This window comes from Pelagicoccus sp. SDUM812003 (assembly GCF_031127815.1).
GTDB lineage: Bacteria > Verrucomicrobiota > Verrucomicrobiia > Opitutales > Opitutaceae > Pelagicoccus.
The window spans coordinates 103,239-118,201 of record NZ_JARXHY010000011.1 but is presented as its reverse complement, the minus strand read 5'-3'; the positions used below and the strand labels follow the sequence as shown (position 1 = coordinate 118,201).

Genomic DNA, 14,963 nt, shown 5'->3' with positions numbered 1-14,963 from the left:
CGACGGGCTTGACTGCCGTAGCCCGAGATCTGGGACGCGTGGAGGCGATACCCATCGCTACCTGTTCCTCCCTAATAAATTCGAATCTTCGCTGTACGCAAATCCTGGAGCGACATCCGAGGGCGTGATCGCGTAGTGCGGAATGAGCTTTTTAGCGACGTTGCGAAAGGATGGCGCCGCCACCACGCCGCCGTAGGCGACGCCCGGATTCTGCGCTCCATCGACAATCACCGTGATCACCACTTGCGGATTGTTGGCGGGGAAGAAGCCGGTGAACGAGCCAACGTGCTGCGAGCTGGAGTATCGTCCGTCCACGATTTTCTGAGTGGTACCGGTCTTGCCGGCGACCCGGTAGCCTTCGATCACGGCGCGACGAGCTGTGCCACGATCCGAAGCAGCATCCTCAAGCAGTCGAGTCACCACGTTCGCCGTGCTTCGCGAGATGACCTTGCGTCGCGGCACCGGACCGAAGCGCACGATCTGCTCGCCTTCGTAGTTGGTAATTCCCGACACGATGCGCGGCTTCATGAGCACCCCGCCGTTGGCCAGGGTGGATGTCGCCATATGCACCTGCATCGGAGTCGCGGCGATGGAGTGCCCCATGGTCATGCGCGAAAGCGTCAAACGGTCCCACTTTCGCGGCGGATAAAGTATGCCTTTCGATTCCACGCCAAGGTCGAATCCACTGTATTCGCCAAATCCATACTTAGTCACCCACTGGTAGAAATTCTCTTCGCCGAGACGCAACCCGAGGTGGGCGGCTCCCCGATTTGAGGATTTGGAGACCACTTCCGCGACCGAGATCAAACCCATGGCGTGGTCGTCCTTCGGCAGTTTCAAGCGGTAGCCATCAGGCATCACCACGATCGGCTGCGAGCAATCGATCAAGGTCTCCGTGTCCACCAGGCGCTCCTCCAAGGCTGCGGTGGCGGCGACGATCTTGAAGGTCGAGCCAGGCTCGAGGATATCGGTGAGGGCTCGATTCTTTTGCGAGGGCTCGTCCGCTTCCCAGTACAGGTTCGGGTCGAAGCTTGGATAGTTTCCCAGACCGAGGATATCCCCAGTGTAGGGATCGGAAACGATGATGGTCGCAGCGACCGGATCGAACGTTTCGGCGATGTGCTGGAGCTCGAGTTCCACCGCGTCCTGAACGTAGGAGTCGATGGTGAGCACCACGTTCAGCCCATCCGTCGAGCTGACATGACGGCGGCGGAACTGGGCCATCTCTCCATTGCGGCCTCCGACTTCGCTTTCCTTCCACCCGCGCTCTCCGCTGAGATAAAAATCGTATTCCCGTTCGATACCCATCGCGGCGACGCCGTCCTTGCGCACGTATCCAACAACATGTGACGCGAGCTGGTTCTTCGGGTAGACTCGATGATAGCTCTCGGTGCTGGTGATGCAGCGGAGGTTCATCTTTGCCAGCGGCGCGAAGTCCGGCTGCTCGACCATGCGCTTGAGCGGCTTCCAGCGTGGAGACAGACGATCAGGAACGCTCGGCAGCCGACCGTTTTTCACGCCGAACGCTTCATGAACCTGAGAGAGAGGAAGATCCAGGGCCCGAGCGATGTAGGGAAGCTTGTCGAGCTCGTCTCCCCGGATGGAATGCCGATCGACGCCGACCTCGAGAAAGGTCTGGCTGGTGGCCAGCAGTTCCCCGTTCGCATCGAGGATCTCCCCGCGGCGCGGCTCTTCAGTGATGAGCCGAAAGCGGCTGTTCTGCAGCTCGTCTACGAACTCGTTGCTCTTGAAGGCATGCAGTTCGACCAGGCGATACCCGATCGCCCCATAGCCAAGAAAGAAAATGAGAGCGAGTATCCAAAATCTGAATTTAGTAGTACCTGGGCGACTTGCCATTGGCGACTAGAAGCTGGATACGGTCAGCATCGAGTCGGACGCTTTCTCGTACAGCCGTTTGGTAGGATCTTCTAGCACACGCACGATCTGGCGCTCGCGCGGCATTTGCAGACCGAGATCGTAGAGGGCGTTGAGTTGCTTCAGCGAGGATCGAGTGGTCAGGCGGGTGATCTGAGCGCCTTGCTCGGAGATCTGCACCTTTCGCTCGGCGATCTGGTATTCGAGCTTCTTGAGCTGGTTCGCCGCTTGCGCAGTCTGGTGACGCAGATAGATGGTACCCAAACCGAAGGCTCCCAATACCAGGATAAGGCAGAGGGTGTATCCGATCAAGCGATTCAGAATGGAAGGCAGTTTGGAGGGACTAGGCTTTTTTCTGCGGCTCATGATGCTTGCAGCGTCAATCCCCTGCTGGATGAAGGGATCTTGTAGACGCGCTCGAACGGTTTGAACGAAATGGTAGGCGTGGTCGTGCCGATACCGGTTTCCCGGCGGCAGTCGAACAATCCGTCCTGAAGAGGATTGCCGAGGCCAAGCGTGACGCATTGGCGGTTAAGGATAGACTTTAGCGTCGTTGAATTTCTCATGTTCCTGCAACTCCTATTGGTTAGCGTATTCATCTTCTTGTTACTTCACTTTTCTGATAACGCGCAGCTTGGCGGAGCGGCTACGCGGATTTTCGGCGACTTCCTTGTCACTAGCCGAAACGGGGCGTCGGCTGACGAGCTCAGCCAGCACCTCTCTCATGTCTTGCGGACGGTTGTCTCGCGCTCCTTCCGGTCGGCCGGCCCATTTGCGGAAGAGATTCTTCGCGATGCGATCTTCCAGGGAGTGGAAGCTGATCGCGCAGAGAATGCCGCCGGTCTTGAGCTGCTGGAAGGCTGCGGGAAGTCCGCGTTCGATGACGCCAAGCTCGTCGTTCACCGCGATGCGGATACCTTGGAAGACCTTGGTAGCCGGATGCAGTTTGGAGCTGAAACGAACCCTCGCCGGAGTGCAGGATAGGATAAGATTGGCGAGTTGTGATGTGGTGTTTAGTTCGTCTTTGCCCTGAGCCTGGAGAATCGCATCCACGATTCGACGCCAGTTCTTTTCTTCCGCGTAGTCGCGAATCGCTCGTATCAGCTGGTGGCGACTGGCCGTGGCAAGCCATGTCGACGCTGAGACTCCCGATTCGGGATTCATCCTCATGTCCAGAGGGGCTTCCCCGCGAAAGGAGAAGCCTCGATCGATCTCGTCCAACTGATAGGATGACACGCCGAAGTCGAATAGGATGCCGTCGAACGGTCCTTCCTCCAGCTGGTCGAGCGTTTCGAAATTCATGCGATGGAAGATGAAGCGCTCGCCGTAGCGGGCCTTCACTTCCTCCGCTCGCTTGGCCGCGAACGGGTCCTGATCGATAGCGACCACCGAGCAATGCGCTGCCTGCAGGATCAGCTCGGTGTGGCCTCCGCCTCCAAAGGTGCAGTCCAGGTACAGGCCACCGTCACGCGGAGCGAGGTGCTCGAGCGTTTCCTGGGCGAGTACTGGCACATGTCCTTCCATTTCGGGGGCGATGCCAAATAGACTATCGATGGTTGAAATCACTGTAGTGCGAGCGAGCCGCCACGCGGGGCAGCTTGTAGTCGAAATCCCAAGTGGAGCAGTGACGCACCTGCCCCTTGCCGAAGGCGCCTCCCATGCCCAAGTAGCGCACTCCGCTGGGAGCGAGCTTCTTGCGAGGCGAGAGGCCGACGGCCTCCATGATCACGGATACTAAAGACGAGTTTTGCGTGCGGTTTTTCATCCTGTTCTCGTTTTCCTAGAGGTTCACACGTTTCATCAGCTTGCCGATGTCGTCGTTGTTCGACTTCGGATCAATGCCTTGCCAACGCTCTGGAGACCAGATGCGGAAAGTTGTCATGCGGCCCACCACGATGGCTTCCTTGGTGATGCCGGAGTGCTCGAGCAGCTCTTCGGTCAGGTTCATGCGGCCCTGCTTGTCGCAGCCGAAGGAATAGGCCTGAGAAAACAGCTTGTCCTGCAAAAGCTGGGCGTCCTCGTCGCTGATGCGCTGGGACTCGATCTCCTCGAAGAGCTTGTCCACCTGCTTGGGCGGCAGCACCAGAATCGATCCGCTGGGATCGGGGAGAGCCAGAAACACGTCCTCCGTGTCTCCGTCGAAGCGCCACTTCGAAGGAATCGTCAAACGATTCTTCGAGTCGAGGTTTCGCTGGTGCTTGCCAACGAAAATCGGTCTGCCAAGGGCGCTCATTTCAAACTGTTTCCGGAAAAGCTGTGAAAAACTTCCCCAAAACTCCCCACTTTCCCCCACTTTGCAATTAAATTCCGCCACAAGAGCCCATTTTGGCTATCCACAAGTTATTAACAGGCCATTCGTTTACGCGGGATTTACATATCCCGGGGACTTCCCTCTAGAAACGCCGCGCCAAGAGGGCCGAAATGGGAATAGACGGGCAACAAGTTGGTAGTTATTGACCATGCTTATGGGCCCGAAAAGCGCGCGATTGGCGCGCATGGTCCCGCGCCTGTGAATAACTTGGGCATAAGCGGAATAAAGGAGGCTCGCCCCAAGCCCGCCCCACTTCTCCCCACTTGGGCTTCCGTGGGCGGAAACGCGCCATCGCTGGCTCGTTTTCCAAACTTGCCATGTCTCGGCGCTCCCCCACATTTCCCCACCAACCCACCATGACACGACCGAAGACCATTCAGCTCATTGGCTCCGAACTCGCAATCCTCTGGGAAGACGGCGCCGAGACCTACATTTCCAGCGCCAAGCTGCGCGCCGCTTCGCCCAGCGCCGAGACTGCGGGCGAGCGTGACATCTTCGGCAAGCAGCATGGCGGGGAGTTCGGCAAGGACTACTCGCAGGTGGAGATCCGGGACTGGCAGCCGGTGGGAAACTACGCCCTGCGGTTCCGCTTCTCCGACGGCCACGCCACCGGCCTGTACAGCTTCGAGCTGCTCAAGAGCCTAGGCGACCAGTAGACGCGCCTCCGGTCGCGGAACAGCGGCCCACCAGAACACGAGCAAGCGAGCAAACAAGCAAGCCCGTCCCGATGCGATTCGCCATGCCATCTTCCGAAATCCGAGCCGTCACCTTCGACGCGGCCCACACCCTCTACCATCCGCACCCTTCGGTAGGAGCGATCTATCGCGAGGTGATGCAGCGCCATGGCCTCGACTACGGCAAGGAGGAGCTGCAGGCGGGTTTCGCTCGGGCTTTCGCCAGCGTTTCCAAGGACAAGACCATTCTCGACGGGGAGAGACGCGAGTACAGCTACTGGCAGGCGGTGGTGCGCGAATCGATTTCCCAGCTAAGGCCGCAACCCGGCGATTTCTCGACTCTATTCGAGGATCTCTGGGAAACCTTTTCCCACGGCCACCGTTGGCGACCGGCGGACAAGGCCCGCGAAACGCTGAGCGAACTGCGCCGACGCGGCTATCGCACGGCGCTGCTCACCAACTGGGACGCCCGCGTTCGCCGCGTGGTGGCGGAAACGGGGTTCGAGCCCCTCTTCGACGCCCTTTACATTTCCAGCGAGATCGGCTACGAAAAGCCGGAAGCGGAAATCTTCGCCCACGCCCAACGCGGACTCGCCCTCGGACCAGCTCAAATCCTGCACGTCGGCGACAGCCTGCAGCACGATATGGAAGGCGCCCGGGAGGCGGGCTGGCAGGCCATCCGCATCATCGACGAGGAGCGACACCAAGCGGACTATCCGAGCATCCGAAGCCTGCCGGAGCTATTGGACCTGCTGCCGCCTCGATAGGCGAAGCCACGCGACCGAATAGGACGATCCCTCCTAGAAACGCGCGAACTCGCGAGCGCCAGCGGCGTTTTTCCTGGGGAGAGAGCCGTCGATCCAACTCGAGCTTTCGGAAGATGCCTGCGAGCGGCTTGGCGCTTCCCGGCCTGACGATTCGCTCGCCCCTCGGATCGCGTTTTCGATCAGAGCGATGACTTCGTTGAAATCGCGAAACGAACGCTCGAGCTGGGCAGCCGAAGCGGCGCACTCCTGAGCGTGAGCGGCATTGGCCTGCACCGTTTCGTTCATCTGGCCGCTGGCCACGTTGATCTGCTGCACTCCGGACGACTGCTCCTTGGAAAAGCCGACGATCTGAGTGAGGTAGCCTCCGACCTCCTGGGCCTTGCTTTGCATGGCGGCGAAGCTTTCCTTGGCGGAAATCATGATGCCATTTCCCTGATCGATGGTGGAAACCGAGTTCTCGATCAGATTCGCAGTGTCTCTGGCCGCGGCAGCGGAGCGCCCTGCTAGCGAGCGCACTTCCTCCGCTACCACCGAAAAGCCCGATCCCGCCTCCCCGGCCCGCGCCGCTTCGACCGCGGCGTTCAAAGCGAGGATGTTGGTCTGGAACGCGATTTCATCGATGGTCTTGATGATGGCCCTCATTTGAGCGCTCGAATCGGAGATCCGCGCCATCGACTCGTGCAGCTTGCGAATGTCGCCGCTGACTTGAGCGATCGACCGATTGGCCTCGTCCATGACCGACATGGCGCTGTCGGCGCAGTCGGCGTTGCGTTCCGACAGGCTAGCGATCTCGCAGATGGAGGCGCTGGTTTCCTCGATGGAAGCAGCCTGTTCCGAGGCCCCGGAGGCCAGCGTGTCGGAAGCGTTGGAGATTTCTTGGGAAGACGACAGGATGCTCTGAGCTCGCTTCTGGAGACGAGCCATGGCCACTTCCAGCGGCTTCGCCACGCTGCTGGCGATCATGACTGAAACCGGCAGAATCAAAAAGAGAAACAGGCCCCCGGAGATGCCGAAAAACAGGATCTGATCCCCCTTGATCCCCTCGGCCAAGGTCACGTTCAAGTACTCGGTCTGGGCCGCGATGTTGTCGATGTAGACCCCGGTACCAATCCAAAGATCGGTGCCTTCGATCATCTCCGAATAGGAAAGCTTGGGCGTGATGCCCTTTCCTGGCTTGTCGAAATGATAGGAGACGAAGCCTCCGCCCGCTTGGGCCTGATCGCGAAGCTCTCGCACGAACAGCACTCCATTGGGATCGGTGGAATCTCCGAGATCGGTGCCGACCAGCGATTTTTTGGGCGGCAAGGCCACGTTCACGGTGCCCTTGTAGATGAAGAAGTATCCGGAGGCGTCCTCCTCGAAACGGATATCGTCGATGGCGATTCGCAGAGCTTCCATCCGGTCCGCCTCGTTTTCGATACCCTCGATGCGCTTGGCCAAAACCGTGGCCAAGGCATGCGTCGCTACCTGCAGCTTGCTCTTCTGCTGCTCCAGCAGATTTTCCGCGAGGATATCGGCAGCGATCAACTTGGAGTCGCTGGTGACATGCATCGAAAGGCCGACCATAGCCCCGAAGAGCACAATGACGGCGGCGAGCAGCACGTTCAGTCGAGACCGGATGGAGAGACGGTCAATTCCTAGATATTTCATAGAAGCCATGTGGGTCGTTTGTTCTGGCCTGCCTCGGGAAGCCCCGCCCATGACTGGGCGAAACTCCTCACCATCGGTGGAAACGGCGTCCGGCAGGAGCGGCTTTTTACGGCGCGGAGCCCGGATTCGTGAATCGATTCGCCAGATTTAGCGGGCCGCTTACACCATCATAAGAAAGACTGTTCACCCCTAGGAGCCACAGTGATGACTGCAGCCAGCTTCTAGGGAGCTTTCCTCGCTGGCCGCCTTCGCTCACCCTACGGAGCCGGGCGAGTCCTCGGGCTATCAGTCGGACCGATGGCTTCGATTTCCCGACTTTACATCTCCAAGGGCCTTCGGTTGATTCGACCCCGTTATGTCACAAACATGCATTCACGAACGCACCTCGAAGGAGGAGATTGAAAAAGGCCTAAAGCTTCAGCCGAAGTTCGACGCGAACGGCCTCATTCCCTGCATCACCACCGAGGTCCATACAAACGAGGTGATCATGTTCGCCTGGATGAATGAAGAAGCCCTGCGACATACCATCGAAACCAACAAGGCCACCTACTTCAGCCGCTCCCGCGGAAAGCTCTGGGTGAAGGGCGAGTCCTCAGGCCAGATCCAATGGGTCAAGGAGCTGCGCACCGACTGCGATCAGGACGTGATTCTTATCAAGGTCGACATCGGCGAAAAAGGGGCCGCCTGCCACACCGGCTACAAGTCCTGCTTCTATCGCAAGCTCGATGGCGTGGAACTGATCTACGACGGAGGCGAGCCGCTCTTCGATCCAGCCGAAGTCTACAAGAAGTAGCGAAACCACTCACGAGAGGGTCGAAGCCAAGCGCTTCCCCTCTCTTTTTTTATATCCAGACAACGCCCGTTTCCCATGCCTGCAAAACTTCCCTACTACCTCGGCTGTCCAGCATGGTCCAATCGCGACTGGATCGGGACCGTGTTCCCCGACGGGACTGCCCCAGCCGACCTGCTGCGCAAGTACTCGCGACTTTTCAACACGGTGGAGGGAAACACCTTGTTCTATGCCCTGCCCCCAGCGGCCACCCTGGAGCGCTGGATGGCCGAATCCGCCCCCTCCTTCCGATTCGCCCCGAAATTTCCCAAGGCGATCTCCCACGAACGCCGCCTGCACTCCGCAAAAGAGGAAAGCAAAGCCTTCTTCAAGGTGCTCGAAACCCTGGCCGACGGCGACAAGCTCGGTCTTTCCTTCCTCCAGCTCCCGCCATCTTTCAATATCAACAATCTGGATACGCTCACCAAGTACCTGAAAGCGCTGCCCAAGGACTACGCCTTCGCGGTCGAGCCTCGGCACATCAGCTGGTACGATCAAGGCGACAACGAAAAGCGCCTGGACGATCTGCTGGAGACGCTCGGAATGGACAAGGTCATCTTCGACAGTCGCCCACTCTTCTCGCAGGAAGCCGACGACCACGAGGAGCAGTCCGCCATGGAGCGCAAGCCGCAGATGCCCATCCGCCGCGTCGCCATCAGCCAGCACCCTATGCTGCGCTTCATCGGACGAAACGATTCCGACAAGAACCACGTCTGGATAAAGGAATGGGCGCCCGTTATCAATAAGTGGATACTTGAGGGCAAACGACCCTACATCTTCGCCCATGCCGCAGACGATGCCTATGCGCCGTTCGTCGCCCGCAGACTCCACCAGCAGCTAGCGAAAGTGAACCCTCTGCTGCCGCAGCTGCCCGACTTCGAAAGCGACCGCGCCAAGTCGGCGCCCGACCAGGAACAGCTCGACCTTTTCTAGATTCCGCGCCCGGCGCCCCTTCGCAAATGCCGGAAGCGAACCTTTAGAATTGCACTACTGTGCATTTTGACAAAGATTCCATTCCTGCCCCATGAAAAAGCCAGCGACTCCCATCTTACTTCTGCTGCTCGCCACGGCGAGCGTCTTCTCCGCGCTCGCCAGCGCCAACGACGAGGATCATCCGGCGCGCGTCACTCGCCGTTTCGAGCCGATCTACCCCGCGGGGGCCCTGAACCAGGGCATCAGCCAAGGCTACGCCAAGGTGCTGTTCTGGGTCGACGACCTCGGACAACCGAGCGATTTCGTCACCGTGGCGCACAACGGGCGTTGGTTTGGGCCGGCCTTGATCGATGCGCTGAGAGACTGGTCCTTCGAACCGAAGATCGAAAACGGCATGCCGGTGGGCAGCGTCTTTTCCGTGGAGTGGACTTTCCTGCCCGATCGCGCGGTCGAGCTCAACATCATGTCCGCCGCCAGCAAGAAGTTCGATCCCGATGAAGTGAAAGAGCTGCTGGCCGACCCGGAAAGCTTGGAGTCGCCGCTCGCATTGCGCGAAGTGTATCCGATATATGTCGACAAGAAACGAAAGGATCGCGTCAGCATCGACGTGGAATTCATCGTGGACGAGGAAGGATTCGTGAGGCTGCCTCGACTCCTCTCGGATCCTCAGGACGAAGGCGAGCAGTTGGCTCTGCAACGCTTTCGCAAATGGAGATTCGAGCCCCCCATCAAGGACGGCGAAGCGACCGCGGTGTCGCTTCACAAGACCATCGTGGTGCCGGTGGTCGAGACGCCTCAGCCATAGCGGCACGGTCCGCGCCAGCTTACTTGCTGCCGCCGGTCACTCCGCGCTCCGAAGCTTCCACGAACGCCACGTAGGCTTGCAGGTCCGCCGTATCCGAAAATTCGCTACTACGAGCCTTCTCGATGGCTTGCTGACGATTCAGGCCCTCTCGATAAAAGGTTTTGAAGAGAAACTTAACCACCGACATGCGTTCCGGAGTGAAACCGTTTCGCTCCAGCCCTACCTTGTTGAACATGCGAATCTTGGCCGGGTTTCCATCTCCTAGCATATAGGGTGGGATATCCTGCTCCACCTTCGAACAGCCTCCGATGAAGGAGTAGTCTCCGATCTGGCAGAACTGGTGGATCGCAGTGCCGCCTCCACCGATGGTCACATGATCGCCCACATGCACATGACCGGCGAAGGCGATGCCGTTGCTGGCGATGAGGTGGTTGCCGATCTTGCAGCAGTGGCCGACATGGCCGTAAGCGAGAATGTAGTTGTCGTTTCCGATCACCGTGAAATCGCCATCGTTGGTGGCGGCGTTGATGGAGACGTATTCGCGAAACACGTTGCGATCTCCGATCCTAACGCCCGGCTTGCCGCCTTTGAACTTCAGGTCCTGGGTCTGCATGCCTATGCTGCAGTACGGGTAGATCTCGCACTTGGCGCCGATCTCCGTGAGGCCCCAGATGGTGGCGTGATGCCAGATCTTGGTGCCCGGTCCGATGGTGACCTCGGGACCGACGACGGCATACGGGCCGATTTCCACATCCTCAGCGATTTTTGCGAGAGGATCGACGACGGCGGTGGGGTGGATATTCGCGCTCATGGGGCTTTTATCAATTGTTTGGATACGCTAAACGTCCTCGCCCTCGTCAAGGATCATGAACTTCAGTTCACCCGAGGAGGCCACCTTGTCCCCGACGTAGCATGTCGCCGCCGCGGTGCCGATCTTTCCGCGCATCACCTTGAGCAGCTTGATGTCGATGCGTAGTTGATCGCCGGGTACGACCTTCTGACGCCACTTCACTTTGTCCACGCTCATGAACACCGCGGTCTTCCCCTCCTGGTTGATCTTGCGCAGCATCAGGATGCCCGCGGCTTGAGCCATGGCTTCGATCTGCAGCACGCCGGGCATGATGGGCTGGCCAGGATAGTGGCCTTGGAAAAACGGTTCGTTTATGGTGACGTTCTTGATGGCGGTCAGCTCGTCTTCGCCGCGAAACTCCGTCACCCGGTCGATCATCAGAAATGGATAGCGGTGCGGCAGGGTTTCGATCACGCGGCGGATGTCGAGCTGCGTTTCCTCCTCGATCCTAGCGGCCTTCGGCTTTTCGGCGGGCTTCTTCTCCCCTTTGGCCAAGTCCTCCATGCGCTGAGCGAGCTTGGCGGTGAGCTCCGCATTGATGGCGTGACCCGGGCGAACCGCTACGATGTGAGCCTTAAGCGGCTTGCCAAGCAGCAGCACGTCGCCGATGACATCGAGAATCTTGTGGCGCACCAGCTCGTCCTCGAAGCGCAGCGGCTCCTTGGACATGATCTTGTCGTCCTTGAGCACGATGGCGTTTTCCAGGCTGCCCCCCTTTATCTTGCCCAGCTTGAGCAACTCCTCGATGTCCTCGTAAACGGTGAAGGTGCGGGCCGCGGCGATCTGAGTGGCAAAGACGTCCGGATCGATCTCGATGGAGAGGTGCTGGGTATGGATGCCGCGATCGTCGGCGGAGGTGCAGGAGATCTTAAACCCGTCGTAGGGCAAGGCGATCAAAGAGGAGTTTCCTTTGGAGACGGATATGGGCTGGTCGAGCTCGAAATACTGGCGATCCGCGTCCTGCTCCACGATCTCTCCCTCGAGGATCATGTTCACATAGCCCTTGGAAGAACCGTCGAGGATTGGCGGTTCGCTGGCGTCCATCTCGACTTCCACATTGTCGATGCCCATGCCGTGCAAGGCCGCCAAAATGTGCTCCACAGTGTGCACCTTGGCATGGCCGGAAGTCAGCGTGGTGGCGCGAACCAGATCCGTCACCTGAGAGATGTGCGGCTTGATGACCGGCTTGTCGTGCAGGTCCACGCGTCTGATGCTGATGCCGGAATTCGCAGGGGCGGGTTTTAGGGTGAGCTGAACCTTGTCGCCCGTGTGGAGGGAGGAGCCTTTGATCGATACTTCGCGCAGGAGGGAGCGTTGCTTCATGGGCTTGGCTTAGTGGCAGCAAGCTCCGCAGAATTCAAGAAATTACAGGCCGCTCGCCGCGTCGCGCCCCAAGGTCTCGTTTTCCGGCGAGAGATCGGAAGCGCTTTCCCGAAACCAACATCCGGAAATCCAGCGAGGATCGAAATCGTAGAGGCCCTCGTCGCCCTATTCGTCCTGCCCGGCCGCCGAGCCCGCAAGCAGCTCCTCCATGGGTCCCGGACGGTACGGGGTGATGTCGCGAAACGCCCAGCGCAGACCACGCGTCCAACCCTCCGCTGCCACCCCGCCATGCCGCTCGCCTTCCATGGTCCAGTTCAAGAGAGCGAAATCCTCATAAGCCCGCTGCATCAAGACGGTTTGAAACTTCGCGATGGGCTCGCTGTAGGCCGAGTACTCGCCGCCGCCATAGGACAGAAAAAGCCGAACCGGCAAGGGAGCGCCAGACTGAGCGAAGGCTTCGTCCTTGCGGAATATGTAGCCATCATCCCACACCGTGGCCGGACTGATGGAAATGAAACGATCAAAAAGCTCCGGTTTCTCATACATGGCGTAGAGCGTGAACAAGCCACCCATCGAGACCCCGCCCAACGCTCGTTTTTCCGGATCGATCCGATAGCGCGCCTCCACGGTGGGGATGAGCGTTTCCTCGAGAAAAGCCAAAAATCGCCCCGCGCCGCCAGATTTCGAGTGAAACTGACCGACCTGGCTGGGACTCAAATCCTGCATGCGCAGGTCGTCGTAATCGGCATCCGCCCCTTGGTAGGAAATCCCAACAAGCACCAGCTCGACCAGCGACTTGTCGTAGTTAAGCTTTCCGACGATACTATTAACAAGCGTCATGTCCCACTGGGCGTCAGTCAGGTACAAAACGGGGTATGACGCATCCGGCGAAGCTTCATAACTTGTCGGAAGCAGGATCATGATCTCGTAGTCCATGCCCGTAATCTCCGAGCTCAACTCAATGAACTGAGTGCGTTTGGGCACATCGAAATGATCCTGGGCCGAGACCACGGCAGCAAGCAGCGAGGCGAACAATAGGGTAAGCGTTTTCATGAAACGAGGTACAAGGGGTTCAGCGAGTAAAACGCTTCAGACCAACGTCCTCCTTCAAAAAATTCCCGAGCCGGAGCGTCATGAAGCGCTGGCGCAACTTATTTTTGCAACGTTGCAAAAACGGGTTGAGCACGGTGAGACGGCCTCAAGGCAAGGGGCGGCCGTGATCCAGCCGTGGCGGAGCGCCGCCGGTCGTGCGACGGTGAATGAAAAAAGCCAACCGCGGGACGCGGCTGGCTTTGCAAAGATAAACAGGGGTTTTGACTGAAAATCCTCTCGCTACGCGACACGTTCCACGATGAGTGGGGGCGGAGTCGGACGCTTCGGAGCGAGGCGATAGGCGGCCTTGAAGTATTCGAGAGCCTGCTCGAGCTTCGCTTCGTCGTTGTAGTGGATCATCATGAGCGGCTCGCCCTGCTTGACCTGCGTGCCGACCTTCTTGATTTCGGAAACGCCGACCGCGTAGTCGATGTTGCCATCCTCGTCCGGTCCGGCGCCGAGCAGGTGCACGCCCTTGGCGATTTGGGCCGCGTTGATGGTGTGCACGTAGCCGCGCTTGGGTGCGGGCAGCTTGCGGATATGCTGGGCGACGGGGAATTTCTCCGGATCGTCGATGTAGGAGGTGTCGCCACCCTGAGCGGCGATGATTTCCTTCAGTTTCTCCAATGCGGTGCCGTCCTCGATGTGGCGTTGCACAGTCTGCTTGGCGGAGAGAGTCGAACCCGCCACGCCCGCGAGGCGAACAATTTCCATGCCCAGCTTGAGCACCAGCTCCTGCAAGTCTTCCGGTCCTTCACCCTTGAGAAGCTTGATGGCTTCCTTGAGCTCCAGAGCGGTGCCGACGGTGTCGCCGAGCGGCTGGTTCATGTCGGTCACCAGGGCCACGCAGCGACGCTTCATGGAGCGGCCGACACGGGTCATGCTGCGAGCCAGCTGCTTGGCTTGCTCGAGGTCGCGAATGAAGGAACCGTTGCCCCACTTCACGTCGATCACCAGACCTTCCGCCCCTTCGGCCAGCTTCTTGGAAAGCACGCTGCCGGTGATGAGCGGCAAGCTCGGGATGGTGGCGGTCTTCTTGCGAAGATCATAGAGCTTGGCGTCGGCCGGGGCGAGCTCCGGGCTCTGGCGCACCATGGCTCCGCCAATGGTCTCGAGTTGCTCGATGAATGCGTCGATGCTCATTTCGGCCTTGAAGCCGGGCACGGAGCTGAGCTTGTCGAGCGAGCTGATCGCGAAATCCTGATCGATTCCGCCCATCATGGGCAGCACTATGCCGGAGGCCACCGCCAACGGCACCAATACGAGAGACGTCTTGTCCCCCACGCCGCCGGTCGAGTACTTGTCGATCTTCGGCTTGGCAATATGCGACAGGTCGATCACCTCGCCTGATAGCATCATTTCCTCGGTAAGGATCGCCGTCTCCTGGGCGGACATGCCCTGGAAGTAAATAGCCATAGCGAGAGCGGCCATTTGGAAGTCCGGCATCTCTCCATCTAAGATAGAGTCGATGATATATCGGATTTCCTCCTTGGTGAACTCTTGACCTTCGCGCTTTTTCTCGATGAGGTACGCGTAGCTCGGCTTAATAAAACGACGGCTGCTTAAGGTTTTTCTAACCATTTCGATTTTACGGGACACGTATTTCGAGCCGCCCGTGACACGGAGGGATCACACCCGCGATTGATCGTCGCTGGAAAGCGTCACCCACACCATTGCCACGCATAGGAGAAAAGACATCCGAGGCTGGTGGCCCTTTCAATCCTTCCGCCCAAGCGGCAATTTTGAAGTGCGTATTATGCCACACGTGTCAAGCCCCTAACCTGAAGGCGTTTTCAAGGGCTTCTCCCGCACGCTTTTAGGGGTTCCTACGGGCATTTCTCGAAATCGGCTAAA

The 14,963-nt window shown here is 58.9% G+C and carries 17 protein-coding genes; 6 read left to right on the top strand and 11 right to left on the bottom strand.

The annotated features are described in order from the left end of the window. Positions 1-57: 57 nt before the first annotated feature. The 6 genes from QEH54_RS15350 to QEH54_RS15325 are packed head-to-tail and all read right to left on the bottom strand — an operon-like array spanning position 58 to position 4,108. Positions 58-1,857 carry a penicillin-binding protein 2 gene (locus QEH54_RS15350; protein WP_309019586.1) on the bottom strand — a complete coding sequence of 600 codons (1,800 nt, stop codon included), beginning with the start codon at positions 1,855-1,857 and terminating at the stop codon, positions 58-60. A gap of 6 nt (positions 1,858-1,863) precedes the next feature. Next, positions 1,864-2,241, bottom strand: coding sequence for a hypothetical protein (locus QEH54_RS15345; protein ID WP_309019585.1), 378 nt, complete (start codon positions 2,239-2,241; stop codon positions 1,864-1,866). After that, positions 2,238-2,441 carry a hypothetical protein gene (locus QEH54_RS15340; RefSeq protein WP_309019584.1) on the bottom strand — a complete coding sequence of 68 codons (204 nt, stop codon included), beginning with the start codon at positions 2,439-2,441 and terminating at the stop codon, positions 2,238-2,240. Before QEH54_RS15340 ends, QEH54_RS15345 begins: the two co-directional genes overlap by 4 nt. A 40-nt stretch (positions 2,442-2,481) precedes the next feature. Continuing rightward, the gene (gene rsmH / locus QEH54_RS15335) at positions 2,482-3,441 is read right to left on the bottom strand and encodes a 16S rRNA (cytosine(1402)-N(4))-methyltransferase RsmH (RefSeq protein WP_309019583.1); all 960 of its coding nucleotides are present in this window, start codon (positions 3,439-3,441) and stop codon (positions 2,482-2,484) included. After that, positions 3,422-3,640, bottom strand: a complete 219-nt coding sequence (locus tag QEH54_RS15330; RefSeq protein WP_309019582.1) for a hypothetical protein — start codon at positions 3,638-3,640, stop codon at positions 3,422-3,424. Before QEH54_RS15330 ends, rsmH begins: the two co-directional genes overlap by 20 nt. Positions 3,641-3,655: 15 nt before the next feature. Further along, positions 3,656-4,108 (bottom strand): hypothetical protein, encoded by a 453-nt coding sequence (locus QEH54_RS15325; protein WP_309019581.1) that lies wholly within the window; start codon positions 4,106-4,108, stop codon positions 3,656-3,658. 434 nt (positions 4,109-4,542) lie between these two features. On the opposite strand from QEH54_RS15325, the gene QEH54_RS15320 reads away from it, so the two are divergent. Further along, a complete protein-coding gene (locus QEH54_RS15320) occupies positions 4,543-4,842 on the top strand; it encodes a DUF971 domain-containing protein (protein WP_309019580.1) in 300 nt (99 codons plus the stop codon). Positions 4,843-4,925: 83 nt separating this feature from the next. Continuing rightward, positions 4,926-5,627: an HAD-IA family hydrolase gene (locus tag QEH54_RS15315; RefSeq protein ID WP_309019579.1), complete on the top strand. Its 702-nt coding sequence runs from the start codon at positions 4,926-4,928 to the stop codon at positions 5,625-5,627. A 33-nt stretch (positions 5,628-5,660) separates the two neighbouring features. Here the strand turns inward: QEH54_RS15315 and QEH54_RS15310 are convergent, their stop codons facing one another. Beyond that, complete coding sequence (locus tag QEH54_RS15310; RefSeq protein WP_309019578.1) at positions 5,661-7,277, bottom strand: methyl-accepting chemotaxis protein; 1,617 nt, start codon at positions 7,275-7,277, stop codon at positions 5,661-5,663. A gap of 355 nt (positions 7,278-7,632) precedes the next feature. On the opposite strand from QEH54_RS15310, the gene hisI reads away from it, so the two are divergent. The 3 genes from hisI (at position 7,633) to QEH54_RS15295 (ending at position 9,844) form a co-directional block, all read left to right on the top strand. Further along, a complete protein-coding gene (hisI, locus tag QEH54_RS15305; RefSeq protein ID WP_309019577.1) occupies positions 7,633-8,070 on the top strand; it encodes a phosphoribosyl-AMP cyclohydrolase in 438 nt (145 codons plus the stop codon). Positions 8,071-8,145: 75 nt separating this feature from the next. Next, a complete protein-coding gene (locus QEH54_RS15300) occupies positions 8,146-9,039 on the top strand; it encodes a DUF72 domain-containing protein (RefSeq protein ID WP_309019576.1) in 894 nt (297 codons plus the stop codon). A gap of 91 nt (positions 9,040-9,130) precedes the next feature. Further along, positions 9,131-9,844, top strand: a complete 714-nt coding sequence (locus QEH54_RS15295) for an energy transducer TonB (protein WP_309019575.1) — start codon at positions 9,131-9,133, stop codon at positions 9,842-9,844. Positions 9,845-9,863: 19 nt separating this feature from the next. Here the strand turns inward: QEH54_RS15295 and lpxA are convergent, their stop codons facing one another. From lpxA to QEH54_RS15280, 3 genes are all read right to left on the bottom strand, one after another. Continuing rightward, entirely contained in the window at positions 9,864-10,655 is a 792-nt protein-coding gene (lpxA, locus tag QEH54_RS15290; protein ID WP_309019574.1) for an acyl-ACP--UDP-N-acetylglucosamine O-acyltransferase, read from the bottom strand. Between the two features lie 27 nt (positions 10,656-10,682). After that, the gene (locus QEH54_RS15285) at positions 10,683-12,017 is read right to left on the bottom strand and encodes a bifunctional UDP-3-O-[3-hydroxymyristoyl] N-acetylglucosamine deacetylase/3-hydroxyacyl-ACP dehydratase (RefSeq protein WP_309019573.1); all 1,335 of its coding nucleotides are present in this window, start codon (positions 12,015-12,017) and stop codon (positions 10,683-10,685) included. A gap of 165 nt (positions 12,018-12,182) precedes the next feature. Further along, positions 12,183-13,070: an alpha/beta hydrolase-fold protein gene (locus tag QEH54_RS15280; RefSeq protein WP_309019572.1), complete on the bottom strand. Its 888-nt coding sequence runs from the start codon at positions 13,068-13,070 to the stop codon at positions 12,183-12,185. On the opposite strand from QEH54_RS15280, the gene QEH54_RS15275 reads away from it, so the two are divergent. Beyond that, the gene (locus QEH54_RS15275) at positions 13,069-13,338 is read left to right on the top strand and encodes a hypothetical protein (protein ID WP_309019571.1); all 270 of its coding nucleotides are present in this window, start codon (positions 13,069-13,071) and stop codon (positions 13,336-13,338) included. The two genes, QEH54_RS15280 and QEH54_RS15275, sit on opposite strands and share 2 nt — an antisense overlap. Before the next feature lie 11 nt (positions 13,339-13,349). Here the strand turns inward: QEH54_RS15275 and QEH54_RS15270 are convergent, their stop codons facing one another. After that, entirely contained in the window at positions 13,350-14,690 is a 1,341-nt protein-coding gene (locus QEH54_RS15270; RefSeq protein WP_309019570.1) for a thymidine phosphorylase, read from the bottom strand. Positions 14,691-14,963 lie beyond the last annotated feature (273 nt).

What these genes read in the sequence shown, in the direction of transcription:
- QEH54_RS15270 (WP_309019570.1), bottom strand. Translation starts at nt 14,690, where the DNA reads ATGGTTAGAAAAACCTTAAGCAGCCGTCGTTTTATTAAGCCGAGCTAC.
- QEH54_RS15300 (WP_309019576.1), top strand. Translation starts at nt 8,146, where the DNA reads ATGCCTGCAAAACTTCCCTACTACCTCGGCTGTCCAGCATGGTCCAAT.
- QEH54_RS15275 (WP_309019571.1), top strand. Translation starts at nt 13,069, where the DNA reads ATGAAACGAGGTACAAGGGGTTCAGCGAGTAAAACGCTTCAGACCAAC.
- QEH54_RS15330 (WP_309019582.1), bottom strand. Translation starts at nt 3,640, where the DNA reads ATGAAAAACCGCACGCAAAACTCGTCTTTAGTATCCGTGATCATGGAG.
- hisI (WP_309019577.1), top strand. Translation starts at nt 7,633, where the DNA reads ATGTCACAAACATGCATTCACGAACGCACCTCGAAGGAGGAGATTGAA.
- QEH54_RS15295 (WP_309019575.1), top strand. Translation starts at nt 9,131, where the DNA reads ATGAAAAAGCCAGCGACTCCCATCTTACTTCTGCTGCTCGCCACGGCG.
- QEH54_RS15320 (WP_309019580.1), top strand. Translation starts at nt 4,543, where the DNA reads ATGACACGACCGAAGACCATTCAGCTCATTGGCTCCGAACTCGCAATC.
- QEH54_RS15310 (WP_309019578.1), bottom strand. Translation starts at nt 7,277, where the DNA reads ATGAAATATCTAGGAATTGACCGTCTCTCCATCCGGTCTCGACTGAAC.
- lpxA (WP_309019574.1), bottom strand. Translation starts at nt 10,655, where the DNA reads ATGAGCGCGAATATCCACCCCACCGCCGTCGTCGATCCTCTCGCAAAA.
- QEH54_RS15315 (WP_309019579.1), top strand. Translation starts at nt 4,926, where the DNA reads ATGCCATCTTCCGAAATCCGAGCCGTCACCTTCGACGCGGCCCACACC.
- QEH54_RS15280 (WP_309019572.1), bottom strand. Translation starts at nt 13,070, where the DNA reads ATGAAAACGCTTACCCTATTGTTCGCCTCGCTGCTTGCTGCCGTGGTC.
- QEH54_RS15325 (WP_309019581.1), bottom strand. Translation starts at nt 4,108, where the DNA reads ATGAGCGCCCTTGGCAGACCGATTTTCGTTGGCAAGCACCAGCGAAAC.
- QEH54_RS15340 (WP_309019584.1), bottom strand. Translation starts at nt 2,441, where the DNA reads ATGAGAAATTCAACGACGCTAAAGTCTATCCTTAACCGCCAATGCGTC.
- QEH54_RS15285 (WP_309019573.1), bottom strand. Translation starts at nt 12,017, where the DNA reads ATGAAGCAACGCTCCCTCCTGCGCGAAGTATCGATCAAAGGCTCCTCC.
- QEH54_RS15345 (WP_309019585.1), bottom strand. Translation starts at nt 2,241, where the DNA reads ATGAGCCGCAGAAAAAAGCCTAGTCCCTCCAAACTGCCTTCCATTCTG.
- QEH54_RS15350 (WP_309019586.1), bottom strand. Translation starts at nt 1,857, where the DNA reads ATGGCAAGTCGCCCAGGTACTACTAAATTCAGATTTTGGATACTCGCT.